This window comes from Streptomyces sp. NPDC094032, assembly GCF_040303965.1.
Taxonomy (GTDB): Bacteria; Actinomycetota; Actinomycetes; order Streptomycetales; family Streptomycetaceae; genus Streptomyces.
On sequence record NZ_JBEOUE010000010.1, the window covers coordinates 152,856 to 167,552 of the forward strand.

General features: G+C 73.7%; 12 protein-coding genes. 7 read left to right on the forward strand and 5 right to left on the reverse strand.

The window, feature by feature from the left end:
* The first annotated feature begins 36 nt into the window (after window positions 1-36).
* Window positions 37-600 (forward strand): MOSC domain-containing protein, encoded by a 564-nt coding sequence (locus ABTZ54_RS16840; protein ID WP_351663415.1) that lies wholly within the window; start codon window positions 37-39, stop codon window positions 598-600.
* Window positions 601-770: 170 nt separating this feature from the next.
* The gene (locus ABTZ54_RS16845) at window positions 771-2,363 is read left to right on the forward strand and encodes a phospholipase D-like domain-containing protein (RefSeq protein WP_351663417.1); all 1,593 of its coding nucleotides are present in this window, start codon (window positions 771-773) and stop codon (window positions 2,361-2,363) included.
* Window positions 2,364-2,643: 280 nt separating this feature from the next.
* Here the strand turns inward: ABTZ54_RS16845 and ABTZ54_RS16850 are convergent, their stop codons facing one another.
* The 5 genes from ABTZ54_RS16850 to ABTZ54_RS16870 all read right to left on the reverse strand — a co-directional run bounded on the left by ABTZ54_RS16850 (window position 2,644) and on the right by ABTZ54_RS16870 (window position 9,074).
* On the reverse strand, window positions 2,644-3,561 hold the full coding sequence (locus ABTZ54_RS16850; protein WP_351663420.1) for a MurR/RpiR family transcriptional regulator: 918 nt from the start codon (window positions 3,559-3,561) through the stop codon (window positions 2,644-2,646).
* Window positions 3,562-3,659: 98 nt separating this feature from the next.
* The gene (locus ABTZ54_RS16855) at window positions 3,660-5,030 is read right to left on the reverse strand and encodes a tannase/feruloyl esterase family alpha/beta hydrolase (RefSeq protein WP_351663423.1); all 1,371 of its coding nucleotides are present in this window, start codon (window positions 5,028-5,030) and stop codon (window positions 3,660-3,662) included.
* A 195-nt stretch (window positions 5,031-5,225) separates the two neighbouring features.
* Window positions 5,226-6,038 (reverse strand): hypothetical protein, encoded by an 813-nt coding sequence (locus ABTZ54_RS16860; RefSeq protein WP_351663713.1) that lies wholly within the window; start codon window positions 6,036-6,038, stop codon window positions 5,226-5,228.
* Window positions 6,039-6,192: 154 nt separating this feature from the next.
* Entirely contained in the window at window positions 6,193-8,346 is a 2,154-nt protein-coding gene (locus ABTZ54_RS16865; protein ID WP_351663426.1) for an InlB B-repeat-containing protein, read from the reverse strand.
* Between the two features lie 125 nt (window positions 8,347-8,471).
* Window positions 8,472-9,074, reverse strand: coding sequence for a class I SAM-dependent methyltransferase (locus ABTZ54_RS16870; RefSeq protein ID WP_351663429.1), 603 nt, complete (start codon window positions 9,072-9,074; stop codon window positions 8,472-8,474).
* Window positions 9,075-9,257: 183 nt separating this feature from the next.
* Here ABTZ54_RS16870 and ABTZ54_RS16875 point away from each other — a divergent pair, with 183 nt between their 5' ends.
* The 5 genes from ABTZ54_RS16875 to ABTZ54_RS16895 all read left to right on the forward strand — a co-directional run bounded on the left by ABTZ54_RS16875 (window position 9,258) and on the right by ABTZ54_RS16895 (window position 14,645).
* On the forward strand, window positions 9,258-10,160 hold the full coding sequence (locus ABTZ54_RS16875) for an MHYT domain-containing protein (RefSeq protein WP_351663432.1): 903 nt from the start codon (window positions 9,258-9,260) through the stop codon (window positions 10,158-10,160).
* 108 nt (window positions 10,161-10,268) lie between these two features.
* On the forward strand, window positions 10,269-13,190 hold the full coding sequence (locus ABTZ54_RS16880; protein ID WP_351663435.1) for a nitrate- and nitrite sensing domain-containing protein: 2,922 nt from the start codon (window positions 10,269-10,271) through the stop codon (window positions 13,188-13,190).
* The gene (locus ABTZ54_RS16885; protein WP_351663438.1) at window positions 13,187-13,618 is read left to right on the forward strand and encodes a roadblock/LC7 domain-containing protein; all 432 of its coding nucleotides are present in this window, start codon (window positions 13,187-13,189) and stop codon (window positions 13,616-13,618) included. Before ABTZ54_RS16880 ends, ABTZ54_RS16885 begins: the two co-directional genes overlap by 4 nt.
* Before the next feature lie 12 nt (window positions 13,619-13,630).
* Window positions 13,631-14,047: a DUF742 domain-containing protein gene (locus tag ABTZ54_RS16890; protein WP_351663441.1), complete on the forward strand. Its 417-nt coding sequence runs from the start codon at window positions 13,631-13,633 to the stop codon at window positions 14,045-14,047.
* On the forward strand, window positions 14,028-14,645 hold the full coding sequence (locus ABTZ54_RS16895; RefSeq protein WP_351663444.1) for a GTP-binding protein: 618 nt from the start codon (window positions 14,028-14,030) through the stop codon (window positions 14,643-14,645). The genes ABTZ54_RS16890 and ABTZ54_RS16895 overlap by 20 nt, the downstream gene beginning before the upstream one ends.
* Window positions 14,646-14,697 lie beyond the last annotated feature (52 nt).

Genomic DNA, 14,697 nt, shown 5'->3' on the forward strand with positions numbered 1-14,697 from the left:
GGCGCGCGACATCCGAGCAGAGGGGAGCTCCACGTCATGAGCGGTACGAGCGGTGCGAACGAGGCCGTGGTCACGACGGTCAGCAGCAACGGGGTCTACTCGTTCACCAAGCCCAACCGTGAGAGCATCACGCTCCTCGCCGGTCTGGGCGTGGAGGGCGACGTGCACGCCGGGGTCACCGTCAAGCACCGCTCGCGGGTGGCCAAGGACCCGACCGTGCCCAACCTGCGCCAGGTCCACCTGATCCACGCGGAGCTCTTCGACGACGTGGCCCTCGCCGGCTTCGAGGTCGCCCCCGGGGCGCTGGGCGAGAACGTCACCACCCGGGGCATCGACCTGCTCGGCCTGCCGACCGGCACCCGGCTCCATCTCGGCGCGGAGGCCGTCGTGGAGGTCACCGGGCTGCGCAACCCGTGCGCGCAGATCGACAACTTCCGGCACGGGCTCCTGAAGCAGGTCCTCGGCCGTGACGAGGAGGGCCGGATCGTCCGCAAGGCGGGCGTCATGTCGGTCGTGCTGTCCGGCGGGGAGGTACGCCCTGGCGACGCGATCCGCGTGGAGCTGCCGACGCAGCCGCACCGGCCGCTGGAGATGGTCTGACCTGGGGGTGGTCTGGCCGGGAAGAAGCTCTCACCTGGGGATGGCCGGATTTCGACCGGTTCGCGTGAACCAATGAATACTTGCTGGTAACTTGCGCGAGTTGATCAAGGTCGGGGCCCGCCTTCGCGGTGCCGTCCGGCCTGAGCCACTCCCCATTTCAAGGAACCACATTGGCACGCACCGTCCGCACGACGGCCCTGGCCCTCACGCTCTCCTTCGCCCTCCTTCCGGCCGCGCCGGCCACCGCCGCAGCGCCCGCCCCCACTCCGCACCTGGACGCCGTCGAGCAGTCCCTGCGCCAGGTCTCGCCGGGCCTTGAGGGCTCCGTCTGGGAGCGCACGGCCGGCAACCGGCTGGGCGCCTCCACCCCCGGCGGCTCCGACTGGCTGCTCCAGACCCCCGGCTGCTGGGGCGACCCCGCCTGCGCCGACCGCCCCGGCTCCCGCCGCCTGCTGGAGAAGGTGCGCGAGGACATCGCGGGGGCCCGGCAGAGCGTCGACATATCCACCCTGGCCCCGTTCCCCAACGGCGGCTTCCAGGACGCGATCGTGGCGGGCCTGAAGGAGGCGGCGCGGAAGGGCAACCGGCTCCAGGTGCGGGTCCTGGTCGGCGCCGCCCCGGTCTATCACGCCAACGTGATCCCCTCCTCGTACCGCGACGAGCTCGTCGCCAAGCTGGGTCCGGACGCCGGGAACGTCACCCTCAACGTGGCCTCGATGACGGCCTCGAAGACCGGCCTCTCCTGGAACCACTCCAAGCTGGTGGTCGTGGACGGGGAGTCGGTGATCACCGGCGGCGTCAACAGCTGGAAGGACGACTACCTCGACACCACCCACCCGGTGAACGACGTCGACCTCGCCCTGTCCGGCCCCGCCGCCGGTTCCGCGGGCCGCTACCTCGACACGCTCTGGGACTGGACCTGCCGCAACAAGAGCAGCTGGAGCACGGTCTGGTTCGCCTCCTCCAACGGCGCGGGCTGCCTGCCGACCCTGCCCCGGACCGCCGCCCCGGCGGGCGACGGTGACGTCCCCGCCATCGCGGTGGGCGGCCTGGGCGTCGGCATCCGGACCAACGACCCGGCCTCCGCGTTCAAGCCGGTCCTGCCCGACGCCTCCGCCGCCAAGTGCGGCCTGATCGGGCGGGACTACACCAACGCCGACCGGGACTACGACACGGTCAACCCGGAGGAGAGCGCGCTGCGGGCGCTGATCGCGAGCGCGACCGAGCACGTCGAGATCTCGCAGCAGGACCTCAACGCGTTCTGCCCGGTGCTGCCCCGCTTCGACATCCGGCTCTACGACACCCTCGCGGCGAAGCTGGCCGCCGGGGTGAAGGTGCGCATCGTCGTCAGCGACCCGGCCAACCGGGGCGCCGTCGGCAGCGGAGGCTACTCCCAGATCAAGTCGCTGAACGAGGTGAGCGACGTGCTGCGGGGCCGCCTCAAGGCCCTGACCGGCGACGACGGCACGGCGCGGGCGGCCATGTGCCAGAACCTCCAGCTGGCGTCGTTCCGTGCCTCGTCGTCGGCGACCTGGGCGGACGGAAAGCCGTACGCCCAGCACCACAAGCTGGTCTCGGTCGACGACGCGGCCTTCTACATCGGCTCGAAGAACCTGTACCCGTCCTGGCTCCAGGACTTCGGCTACGTGATCGAGAGCCCCGCCGCCGCCCGTCAGCTCGCGGACGGCCTGCTCGCCCCGCAGTGGACGTACTCGCAGGCGACCGCCACGTACGACTACGCCCGCGGCGTCTGCCAGGGCTGACCCGGACAGGGGGGAGGGGAGGCGGCCTCGGCCCAGGGGGGGTTGGTCGAGGCCGCCACGGGCGTTCCTCGGGATCCGTGAGACCTGACCGTCACCCGGTCACGCCGCGAGGAGGTGCGACGCGCTGGGTGGCTGATTCGACGAGGACATGGGGTCGTCCTCCCTGGCTCCTGATGGATCCGGAACGCCGATGACAGTAAATATATTTACTGTCGAGTACGCAAGGGTATGAAAAGTTTCATGCGTGGCGTGCGTGGCGCAGTACCCCGCGACCCGCCGCTTAGAGAAAGAAACCGTGCTGGTCGGCGGCCTGCTCGTACTGTTCGAGCCGGGCCTGGGTGCGCTCGGGATCCGCATCGGCCATGGCCTGGAGCAGCGCGGCCGAGAGCATGCCGGGAGCCGCGTACGAGTCGAAGACCAGCCGCGATCCGGTCCCGGCGGTCAGCACCACGTCCGCCTCCTCCACCAGCGGGCCGACGGACGGGTCGGTGATCAGCGCGACGCGCAGACCGGCGCTGCGCGCGGCCCGCAGGGCGGCCAGGGTCTCGTGGGCGTGCCGGGGCATGGCGAAGGCCAGCACCCAGCCGCCGCCGGCCGCCCTGGCCTGGAGCAGCGCGTCGTAGGCCACGCTGCCGCCACGGTTCACCAGGCGCACATCGGGGTGGATCCGGCGGGCGGCGTACGCGAAGTACTCCGCGAGCGAGACCGAGATCCGCAGGCCGAGGACGGTCAGCGGCACCGAGTGGGCCAGCTCGCGGCCGAGCTCCAGGATCCGGTGGGTGTCGGCGAGCAGCCGCCGGACGTTCTCCAGGTTCTCGATCTCCGCGTCGACGGCGGCCTGGAGCTCGTTCTGCCGGAGCTGCTCGCGGCTGTCGGGGGTGCCCGCCACCGCGCTCAGGGCGATGGGCTGCAACACCTCGCGCAGGGCGGGATACCCGCTGAAGCCGAGGGAGACCGCGAACCGGGTCACCGAGGGCTGGCTGACGCCGACCCGCTCGGCGAGCTCGGTGATGGAGAGGAAGGCGGCCTCGGTGAGGTGGTCGATCAGATACTGGGCGATCCGCCGCTGGCCGGGGGAGAGACGGTGTCCGTCGAAGAGCGCGAGCAGCCGGTCGGCGGGCGCCTTCTCCTGCTCCGGCGGGGTGCCGCCGGGCGTGATCGCGGCCGCCTGCGCGCGTGCCTGCTGCCCCGATGACACCGGCGGACCTCCCTCTCACGTCGCTCGTGTTCCAACATAGCCCACGCCCCGCAGGCGGATGATCATTGCGCCGTGCGGGGCGGGGGCCATGGGGGGAACTACTGCTCCACGGCGCAGGAGTTGACCACGTCACCGGTCTCCGGCCGCGCGATCACGTGGTCGGCGGGCGGTGTCTCGCCCGCCTCGACCCAGCGCGTCAGCGCGGTGAACGCCGAGCGGTAGCAGGGCAGGATCGGCCGCAGCCTGTCCGGGTAGGTGTCGTACAGACCGTCCGTGTGGGTGCCGTCCTGGACCGTGTAGTAGCGGTGCAGCGCGCCCCGCCCCCGGCGGTCGATCATCCGCGCGTACGCGTCCGAGTCGGTGGCGATGGGCAGCAGCGTGTCCAGGTCGCCGTGGAGCGTGATCAGCGGCTTCCCGATCCGGCCGGTCAGCGCGACCTTCGCGACCGCCCGGCGCACCGAGGCGGGCCGGGACGCGTAGTCGTACGTGGCGTCCGACGCGCACGGGGCGAGGATCTCCGGCACGGTCGTGCCGGCCGTCGCACCGGGGCACTTCGGGTCGTACGCGGGGTCGAACTCCGCCCGGAACATCTTCTGCGTCAGACCCCAGTAGGCCTTCTCGTGGTACGGCCACAGGAAGCGCGAGCGCGGCGCGAAGCCGGCCCGGATCAGGTCCTCGTCCGAGGCCGTGCCGAGGGTGTGGGCCACGGCGACCGGCAGGCTCGTGAGCAGGTTGGGGCCGCGGGTGGTCCACAGCACCCCCTCCCAGTCCACCCCGCCGTCGTACAGCTCGGGCCGGTTCTCCAGCTGCCAGCGGGTCAGATAGCCGGCGTTGGAGATGCCTGTCATGTACGTGCGCCGGGGGGCCGTGCCGTAGCGCTGGCGCACCGCCTTCTTCGCGGCCTTCGTCAGCTCGGTCACCCGGTGGTTCCACTCGGCCACCGCGTCGCCGGGCTCCCGCCCGTCGGTGAAGAAGTCGGCGCCGGTGTTGCCCTTGTCGGTGGCCGCGTACGCGAAGCCCTGGGACAGGACCTGGTCGGAGACGATGGTGTCCGAGGAGTACTGCCGCCGGGTGCCCGGCGAACCCGTGACGACGAGGCCGCCGTTCCAGTGGTCGGGCAGCCGGATCACGAACTGGGCGTCATGGGCCCAGCCGTGGGTGGCGTTGGACCGGGAGTCGTCGGGGAAGTAGCCGTCGATCTGGACGCCCGGGACACCGGACGGATTGCGCGTCCCCTTCGCCGAGAGCCCCGCCTGGTCGCCCATGTCGGTGTACGGGGTGCCCGCGAGACCCGCGGTCGTCAGATCGGCCAGGCACGCGGACTCCTGGTGCTCGGCACCCGGCACGTCCAGCCGGTCCTGGCGCGCGCAGTGCCCGGGGACCTGCGCCCCGGCGGGAGCCGCGGGCCCGATGACGGTCAGCCCCGTCAGGAGCGCGGCGAGCAGCGGAACGCCTTGGGACAGGCGCATGGTGGGCCTCCGGTGTGACGACGGTACGGGTGCCCGGCGCGGGTTCGTGTGCCGGGGCACGCCGTGGTGCGTCGGCGTACACCTCGGCGTGCCGCCACATCCTGCGCGGGACGCCGATCACCGGGCCATGGGCCCGGGCCACACCTCGGACCGCCGAACCATGTGGCCCTCGCGGTCCCGCCCGGCGCCCGGCGACTACGCGGGCCGGACCGCCATCGCGTCCAGCGCTTCGAGGAGCGCGGGCAGCTTCGGCCCCGGGGTCACCGGGAGCACCTCGTTCGGCTCGGCGTCCAGGAGGACGAAGGCCATGTCGCCGGTCCGCGCCACCAGCGACCAGCCGGGCCCGTCCGCCCGCAGCATCCGCGCGTCACCCCCGGCGAAGCTGGACCGGACCCGCCCGACGGGGGGTGTCTCCTCCAGATAGGCGCCGAGCTCGGCGAGGGCGCGGCGGACACCTTCGGAGGGGGTGGAGGGTGCGGCCGGCGTGGAGCCGTCCCCGTCCCCGTCCCCGGCCCGGTCCATGTCCTGGTCCATCCGCCCGCGCCACTCGGCCCAGCGCAGCGCCACCATGTCCGCGCCGAGCCGCCGCTGGGCCGGTCCCCAGGCGTCCTCGTCCGGCGGTGCGAGCGGTGCCGGAGCGCCCTCCTCCGGCTCGGGGTCGTGGGGCGCCGGCAGGTCGTGCGCGGCCGAGGCGACCGCGAGCGGCCAGCCGGGGAGCGCCGAGACGACCGAGTGCTCGTCGGGGGAGAGGTCGTACGCCATGCCGCAGTCCCAGGAGGAGATGGCGACCGCGACCAGCGACACGTCGTCGACGATCACGGTCCACCGCGCGCCCGTACCGTCCTGTCCGAGCACGAGCCCGTAACCCTCGGCGTACGGTTCGAGTCCCAGGGAGGCGCAGGCCGCCGGGTAGTCGTCACCGAGCACGCTGGGGAACCGCGCGGGCGTGAGCAGCGCCGCCGTCAGCACGAACAGCGCGTCGTCGTCGCCGTCCTCCGTGCCGGTCACGGCGGATTCCGGTGTACCCACGTCAGCCTCCCCCTCTGCTCGTCGGCGTCGTCGGCGCACCCTAACCAGTGAGTAACCCGCCCGTCGAGAGCTCTCGCGAGAACACCCCGACGGGCGGGCCGGGGCGCGGCGGGGTGCCGCGCGCCCGCTGGGGTCAGGCCCGCCCGAAGACGGCGGTCAGGGTGTGGCTCTCCTGCTCGAAGAGGATCGCGGTCTCGCCCTTCGCGCGCTCCTCGTCGCCGCCGTACGGCTCGCCGTCGAGCAGCCAGTCCTTGAAGACGAAGCCGGGGGACGGGGTGGCCGTGGCCGTGATGGTCTCGCCGTCCGAGTAGGGCCCGTCCTGGGAGAGCGCGACGGTGCCGTGGCCGTGCCTGACCACGGTCAGCTTGTGCCGCTTCTGCTCGAACAGGGCGGTGAGCCGCATGTCCTCCGTGCCGACGTCGAGCGCGATGGCGCTCTCGTCACCCGCGTTCGAGCCGTCGAGCACCCAGCCCGCGAAGTCCCAGCCGGGTGCCGGGACGGCCTCGTACAGCAGGTCGGCGCCCTCCAGCTCGGCCCGCTTCGCGGGGGCCTTGGTCACCGTGCCGCTGCCGGAGGTCGTCGTGGTGACCGTGGAGGTGGGCGTGGTGCCCTTCTTGAACTCGGCGACGAGGGTGTGGTCGCCGGCCGGTACGCGGAAGCCGGTGGCGCCGCCCTTGGCGGCCTTGCCGTCCAGCTTCCAGGCGGAGAAGACGTACCCCTGGGCCGCCGCGGCGTCGTAGGTGGAGCTGGTGCCCGGCGCGTACGGGCCGGGGGCGCCGGCCGTCACGGTGCCGGCGCCCTTGGGCGCGACCGACGTGGTCACCGCGCACAGCGCGTCGGAGGTCTTCGCGGCGCGGTAGGCGGCGACGGCCTTGCCGGTCCGACTCAGCACGTCGGTGCTGTCGGCCGAGTCGGGCTTGCCGATGGGGACGCCGAGCGGCAGGCCGCGGTAGGACTGCTTGGGGTTGCTGAAACGGTTGATCCGGGTGCAGACGCCCTTGGTGGCCTTGCGGCAGCTCGACTCGTACGCCATCAGCGAGGACCACTCGCCCTTCGGCGGGAAGTAGCCGGTGGCGCCGTTCTCGGGCTGGACCGGCTGGGTGACCCGGTCGTGGTCGGCGCTCAGGTTGTGGCCGATCTCGTGGCCCATGGAGAAGCGGGGGATGGCGCTCTGGCCGACCACCGAGTAGCCCCAGGCGGCGGTGGAGGGGCCGGGGTTGGGCGGGGTGTAGCCCAGACCGCCGGCGGCTCGGCCCGCGGCGATGACGGAGACCAGGTCGGCGCCGTACTGGTCGCGCAGCTGCGGGATGTTGTCGGCGATGCCGTCGTTGGTCGTGGCGACGGCGGCGAGCAGGGAGTTGGTGACGCCGTCGAGGGAGGCGGAGACGCTCGCGAGCGCGGTGCCGACCAGCCGGACCCGGGTCTTCACGCCGCTCTCGGCGAAGGCCTCGTTGGTGAGGGCGATGCCCCGTACGGCGGCGGCCTTGATCTGCTCGTCGCCACCCGCCTCGGTGCGGGCGCCGGGGGTGTAGCCGACCAGGACGTCGACCAGGGCGTACCCCTGGCCGCCCTTGCAGGCGGCGGCCGCCCGGGCGACCTCCTCGGAGGAGAGCACCGTGCCCGCGAGCGCGGAGTCCGGGGCGGGCCGTCCGCCGGTGACCGGCCGGGTGGCGGGCGGGGTGAGGACGACGGGCTCGTCCTCGTCGGTGAGCGGGGTGGTCTGCGTGACCAGGACCCGGCCCTTGGCCAGCGGCTCCACCGCGTACAGGTCGCCGCCCATCATGAACTGGGCGCTGAGGATCTCGTTCCCGGGCTTCCGGTCGCAGCCGCCCTCCAGGGTGAGCACCACGTCCTGGTCGGGGGTGCCGGTGACTCTGCCGTGCCAGACCAGGATGGAGCCGACGGTGCTCCGCTTCGTCTCGACCGCCTGCACGGTGATGTCGTCGAAGAGCGGGAACGTCACCTCCTGCCCGTAGGCGTTGCCGCAGATCGGGGCGAGCGCCGCCGGCAGGACCCGGGCGACCCGGCGGCGTACGTAGTCGGCGCCGAAGTCCTCGGCGGCGTCGCCCTCCTCGTCGGCGGCGTTGGTGCGCCGGCCGTCCGCCCGGTCGACCGGTCCGGTACTGAACACGCCCGCCGCGACGGCCGCCCGGACCTCCCGGTCCCGGGCGCCGGCCGGACCGTCCCGTTCGGCGCCGACCGAGGGGGGTGCGAAACCGGTGATCGCGGTGGCCCCGAGCACCATCGCCCCGAGCGTCGCACCGCCCGTCCATCTGTTGCGGGCCATCTGTCGCCTTCCTGCCGTCCCGTGCCCCGGCCTGTGCCGGCCGGGGCTCGTCCTGTCGGATCGTCAGAAGGCTTCCTCGTGGCATAAGTGTGATCACCGGATCGCCCGAACAGTCACCCCGTCAGTCACTCCGTACGGCGCACAGCGAGGGCCAGATAGCGGTCGTCCTCGTCCGCGTAGCCGAGCAGTTCCCAGCCCGAACCGTCCAGCGCCTTACGGAGGTTGGGCTCGGCGCGCAGATCGTCATCGGTGATCCGGCGGCCGTGCCGGGCGGCGAGGGCGGCGCGGCCGATCGGGTGGAAGAGCGCGAGCCGTCCGCCGGGCCGGACCACGCGGGCCAGCTCCCGCAGGTCCCCCTCCGGATCGGCGAGGTGCGAGATGAGCCCCGCTCCGAACACGGCGTCGAGCGCGCCGGACCGCAGCGGCAGCCGGGCGACGTCCGCGAAGACCAGGGCGGCGGCCTCGCCGCGCCCGGCCCGTTCCGCCTCGGCCAGCATCTCGGGCGTCAGGTCCGCGCCGATCACGGTGCCCGTCGGGCCGACCGCCTCGCGCAGCGGCGGCAGGGCGCGGCCGGTGCCGCAGCCCGCGTCGAGGACCGCGTCGCCCGGGCGCAATCCGAGATCGGCGACGGCGGCGGCATAGGCGGGGCCGTCGTCGGGGAACCGGGAGTCCCAGTCGGCGGCGCGTATGCCGAAGAACTCGCGTATCTGTGTGGGGTCATCGCTCATGCGTCCCATGATCACGGCGGGCGAGTCACTCACAGGTGTGAGATTCCTCCCCGGACGAGTGAACGTTCTGTGTGCACGTTCGAGCTCGCCGTGATCGTTCGGGAACATCTCTCTGTCATATTCCATCAGCTTTCGAAATGCGCCCCTGATGCGCCCCCAGGTGCGCACTAGCGTCCCTGAGTCATGGGACACCTGGACCACGCCACCTTCGGCTGGCTGACACCCGCGCTGTCGTACGCGATGGCCTGCATCGGCGCCGCCCTCGGCCTGCGCTGCACCGTACGCGCCCTCGACGCCACCGGCCGCTCACGGCGCAACTGGCTGCTCACCGCCGCCTCGGCCCTCGGCACCGGCATCTGGACGATGCACTTCGTCGCGATGCTCGGCTTCGGAGTGACCGGCACCGACATCCGCTACGACGTGCCGCTCACCCTCCTGAGCCTGCTCATCGCCATGGCCGTGGTGGGCGTCGGGGTCTTCGCCGTCGGATACGGACGCGACAGCCGCCGCTCGCTCCTGATCGGCGGCCTCACCACCGGCGTCGGCGTCGCGAGCATGCACTACATGGGCATGGCGGCCCTCCGGCTGCACGGCCAGGTCCGGTACGACCCGATGCTCGTCGCCCTCTCCGTCGTCATCGCGGTCGTGGCGGCCACCGCGGCGCTCTGGGCGGCCCTCAACATCCACGCGCCGACGGCCGTGGCCCTCGCCTCGCTGGTCATGGGCGCCGCGGTCAGCAGCATGCACTACACCGGCATGTTCGCCGTCCGGGTCGACGTCGCCCCCTCCGCGGCACCCCTCCCCGGCGCCTCCGTCATGCAGTTCATCTTCCCGCTCGCGGTCGGCCTCGGCTCCTACCTCTTCATCACCTCGGCCTTCGTCGCCCTCTCCCCGACGGCCCGCGAACGCGCCGCCTACGCCTCCGCGGGCCGCCTCACCGAACCCGACGACCGAGCCGTCGACGTCGCACCCCCCGGCTTCCGCCCCGAGCCGCCGGAGACCCGCGCCACCGCCCCGACCGCCCGCGCCTACCCCTCGGGGCCGGTGGACGACGCCCCGGCCGGCCCGCGCCACGTACGGGCCTAGGAGAGGCGTACGCCGGACCACCACGGCAGCCGTCCCCGCACCGTAAGCCCCGAGCACCAGGCGGACCGCCCCTTACCGGCCGGCCGTGAACCAAGGAACGAGGAGGCCATGCGAACTCCCCGCACGACCCCGGAGGCCGAGGCCCCGGCGCAGCCGTCCGCGGCGGCCCGCGGGCGCCGCGCGCACGCCGGACGGCCCGCCGACGAGAGGACATCCGGCGAGCCCGCCGCCCCGCGCGCGACCGCCGCCGCGCCTCCCGGCGGGGACGGCCTCGGTGGACCGGGACCGGGACTGGGACCGGGACCGGCGGAGCGTGGTCGCGGCCGGGTGCGTGGGCTCCGCCCTCGTACCGTCCGCGCGAAGATCGTCTCCCTTCTCATGGTCCCCGTCGTGTCGCTGCTCGCCCTGTGGGGATTCGCCACCGTCACCACCGCCCAGGACATCGCCCGCCTCCGCCTCCTCCAGTCGGTCGACGCCGACATCCGGCAGCCCGTCGCCGCCGCCGTCACCGCCCTCCAGGAAGAACGCCGCGCCGCCGTACGCCAGGTGGCGGCCCCCGGCACCGCGCGCGCCGCCGAGCTCAAGGCGCGCGTCGGGCGCACCGACGCCGCCGTCGCCCGGCTCCGTCTCGACGACCGGCACACCGTCGGCGACACCGGAAACCTCTCCGAGGACGTCTCCCACCGGGTCGCCGCCTTCGTCGCGAAGGCCGAGGGACTCGGCAGGCTCCGCACCGCCGCGGCCGAAGGACGCGCCGACTGGGACCAGATCTACGCCGAGTACACCTCCGCCGTCTCCGCCGGTCTCGCCGTCAACGGCGCGCTGACCGGCATCCAGGTCGCCCAGGCCGGATCCGACGCCCGCGTGCTCCTCGAACTCGCCCGCGCGGGGGAGATGCTCGCCCGCGAGGACGCCCTGCTCGGCTCCGCCCATCTCACCGGCCGGCTCGACACCGACCGACACCGGGCGTTCGGCGGCGCCGTCGCGGCCCGCCGCGCCCTCGTCGAGTCCGCCACCGCCGACCTGCCCGCGCCCCAGCGCGCCGCCTGGCACGAGCTCACCGCCCAGCCCGGATACCGGCGGCTCACCGCCGCCGAGGACCGCGTCCGCGCGGCCACGCCCGGCCGCAGCGCGGCCCAGGCCGCCCCCTCCGGCGACTGGGACGACGCCCACGCCTTCGTACGTGACGGCATCGCGGGCGTCGAGACCGCCGCCCACCGGGCCGCGGCCGACCGCGCCGACCCGTTCGGCGGCGGCGCCTTCAGCACGGGCGGCGCCGCCGTCCTGCTCGGCCTGGCCGCGGTGGCCGCCTCCCTCGTCATCTCCGTCCGGATCGGCCGCGGACTGGTCGTCGAACTCGTCAGCCTGCGCAACACCGCTCTGGAGATCGCCCGGCGCAAACTCCCCGCCGCCATCCTCCGGCTGCGGGCCGGCGAGGAGATCGACGTCCAGGCCGAGACCCCGCCGGGACCCGCGCCCCAGGACGAGATCGGTCAGGTCGGCGAGGCGCTCACCACCGTCCACCGGGCCGCGCTCTCCGCCGCCGTGGAACGCGCCGAACTCGCCAACGGCATCTCCGGGGTCTTCGTCAACCTCGCCCGCCGCAGCCAGGTCCTGGTGCACCGTCAGCTCAACCTGCTCGACACCATGGAACGGCGCGCCGACGACCCCAACGAACTCGGCGACCTCTTCCGGCTCGACCACCTCACGACCCGGATGCGCCGCCACGCCGAGAGCCTGATCATCCTCTCCGGCGCCGCCCCCGGACGCGCCTGGCGCACACCCGTGCCGCTCACCAACGTCGTCCGCGCCGCCGTCTCCGAGATCGAGGACTACGCCCGCGTCGAGGTCCGCAGCCTCCCCGAGACCGCCATCATCGGCGCCGCCGTCGCCGACCTCACCCACCTGCTCGCCGAACTCATCGAGAACGCGGCCCAGTTCTCCCCGCCGCACACCAAGGTCCGGATCAGCGGCGAACCCGTCGGCAACGGCTACGCCCTGGAGATCGAGGACCGCGGGCTCGGCATGGGCAAGGACAGCCTGACCGAGGCGAACGCCCGGATCGCCCAGTCCGAGGCCCTCGACCTCTTCGACAGCGACCGGCTCGGACTGTTCGTCGTCAGCCGCCTCTCCGCGCGCCACGAGATCGGGGTCCACCTGCGCACCTCGCCCTACGGCGGCACCACCGCGGTCGTCCTCCTCCCGACCGACCTGCTCCAGGGCGCCCTCCCGCCGGGCCGGAGCGCGGACCCCGACCGGAGTACCGTCCCCGACCGGAGCGCCGTCCCGGACGGGGCCGACCGGACGGGCAGGACCGATCGGACCGTGTACGGGTCCGTGTCCGTGTACGCCTCCGGACCCGTGCGCGGTGCCGACGCCGGACACGCCGCCGAGGCGCTCGTACGGGGAGAGCGGCCCGCTCCCGTGGCCCTCCCGTCCCAGGTGTCACGCGCGCACGACGCGGAAGCGCCGCCGCGCCCGCCCCGGATAGCGGCGCTCCCCGTACCCCGGGAGGCGCAGGACGGGTCCCAGGCATCGGTGGGGCGGTCCGAACAGGGACCGACGCCCGCCGGAGTCACCGCCATCGGCCGGCGTGCCCGCTCCGTGGCGGCGGCACCCCCGGCCCCGCCCGCGCCCGTCCTCCCGCCACGCCCGGCCCCGTCGGCCGACACCGGCGACGGCCGCGTGCCCGAGCCGGGCGGCCACGACGGCCCGGACCCGGAGGGCGAGCTGCCCCGGCGGGTGCGGCAGGCCAGCCTCGTACCGCAGTTGCGCGAGGCACCCGCCCCCGCTCCGTACACCGCGGCGGACACCGCGCCCGGCGCGGCCGAGCGCACCCCCGAGCAGGTCAGGGACCGCATGGCCGCCTACCGCGACGGCTGGCAGCGCGGCGGCGGCCCCGCCCCCGGCACCCCGGCCCCCGGCACACCGGCCCACGGCACCCCGCTCGACAGCAGACGCCCCCTGGGCAGTGGCCATCACGGCCGGCCCGTATCCAGCGCCCCCGTCAGTGAAGGAGACGACGCATGATCGACCAGAGGATCCCGCACCACCGCTCCGGCGAGCTCGACTGGCTCCTCGACGACCTCGTCACCCGCGTCCGGGAGGTCCGCCACACCGTCGTCCTCTCCAACGACGGCCTCGCCGTCGGCGCCTCCAGCGGGCTCAGCCGTGAGGACGCCGAGCACCTGGCCGCCATCGCCTCCGGCTTCCACAGCCTCGCCAAGGGCGCCGGTCGCCAGTTCCACACCGGTGGAGTGCGCCAGACCATGGTCGAGATGGACGACGGCTTCCTCTTCGTCGCCGCCGCAGGGGACGGCTCCTGCCTGGCCGTGCTCAGCTCCGTCCATGCCGACATCGGCCTCATCGCCTACGAGATGGCCCGCCTGGTGAAGCGGGTCGGCGAGCACCTGCACACCCCGCCGCGGCTCACCGTGACCCCGCCGGCCGCAGGCTGACCGGAGACACCCATGAACGAGGAAAGGACCGGCGTGGCCCACGCCGAGCCGGGCAGCCAGTGGTACGACGCCGAGGCCGGGCCGCTGGTCCGGCCGTACGCCCTGACCGGCGGCCGCACCAGACCGGGACCGAGCAACGTGCGGTTCGACCTCATCGCGCTCGTCGTCGTCGACGACGACCCGCCGGGCGGGGCCGAGGAGTCCCTGCTCGGTCCCGAACACCGGTCCCTGCTCGCCCTGTGCCGGGCCGAGACCCAGTCGGTCGCCGAACTCGCGGCCGACGCCGACCTCCCGGTCGGCGTCGTGCGGGTGCTGCTCGGCGACCTCCTCGAAGCGGGATTCGTACGGGTCAGCGGACCCGTGCCGCCCGCGCAGCTCCCTGACGAACGCATCCTGAGGGAAGTCATCGATGGCCTACGAGCGCTCTGAGAACACCACGGCGGGCGAGGACGTGGACACCACGGCCCTGGCGCTGAAGATCCTGGTCGCCGGGGGGTTCGGGGTCGGCAAGACCACCCTCGTCGGCGCGGTGAGCGAGATCCGGCCGCTGCGGACGGAGGAACTGCTCAGCCGGGCCGGGGAGTCGGTGGACGACACCGGGGGAGTGGCCCAGAAGACCACCACGACCGTCGCCATGGACTTCGGCCGCATCACCATCCGCTCCGGGCTCGCCCTCTACCTGTTCGGAACGCCGGGACAGGACCGCTTCTGGTTCCTGTGGGACGAGCTGTCCCAGGGAGCGCTGGGCGCGGTCGTCCTCGCCGACACCCGGCGTCTGGAGGACTGCTTTCCCGCCGTGGACTACTTCGAGCACCGCAAGATCCCCTTCGTCGTCGCGGTCAACTGCTTCACCGGCGCCCGTACGTACGGCGCCCACGACGTCTCGCGCGCCCTGGACCTGGACCGGGGCACCCCGGTGGTGCTCTGCGACGCGAGGGACCGCGACTCCGGCAAGGAGGTGCTGATCCGCCTGGTCGAGTACGCCGGCCGGATGCACACGGCACGGCTCCTGGACTCGGTCGGCTGATACCCGACGGGCGTCGCGTCCTCGGCGGCGCGCAGGTCGTGACGGGTGCTTG

Coding starts and splice junctions, on each gene's coding strand:
- ABTZ54_RS16840 (WP_351663415.1), top strand. CDS start 37: ATGAGCGGTACGAGCGGTGCGAACGAGGCCGTGGTCACGACGGTCAGC.
- ABTZ54_RS16855 (WP_351663423.1), bottom strand. CDS start 5,030: ATGCGCCTGTCCCAAGGCGTTCCGCTGCTCGCCGCGCTCCTGACGGGG.
- ABTZ54_RS16865 (WP_351663426.1), bottom strand. CDS start 8,346: ATGGCCCGCAACAGATGGACGGGCGGTGCGACGCTCGGGGCGATGGTG.
- ABTZ54_RS16870 (WP_351663429.1), bottom strand. CDS start 9,074: ATGAGCGATGACCCCACACAGATACGCGAGTTCTTCGGCATACGCGCC.
- ABTZ54_RS16875 (WP_351663432.1), top strand. CDS start 9,258: ATGGGACACCTGGACCACGCCACCTTCGGCTGGCTGACACCCGCGCTG.
- ABTZ54_RS16880 (WP_351663435.1), top strand. CDS start 10,269: ATGCGAACTCCCCGCACGACCCCGGAGGCCGAGGCCCCGGCGCAGCCG.
- ABTZ54_RS16885 (WP_351663438.1), top strand. CDS start 13,187: ATGATCGACCAGAGGATCCCGCACCACCGCTCCGGCGAGCTCGACTGG.
- ABTZ54_RS16890 (WP_351663441.1), top strand. CDS start 13,631: ATGAACGAGGAAAGGACCGGCGTGGCCCACGCCGAGCCGGGCAGCCAG.
- ABTZ54_RS16895 (WP_351663444.1), top strand. CDS start 14,028: ATGGCCTACGAGCGCTCTGAGAACACCACGGCGGGCGAGGACGTGGAC.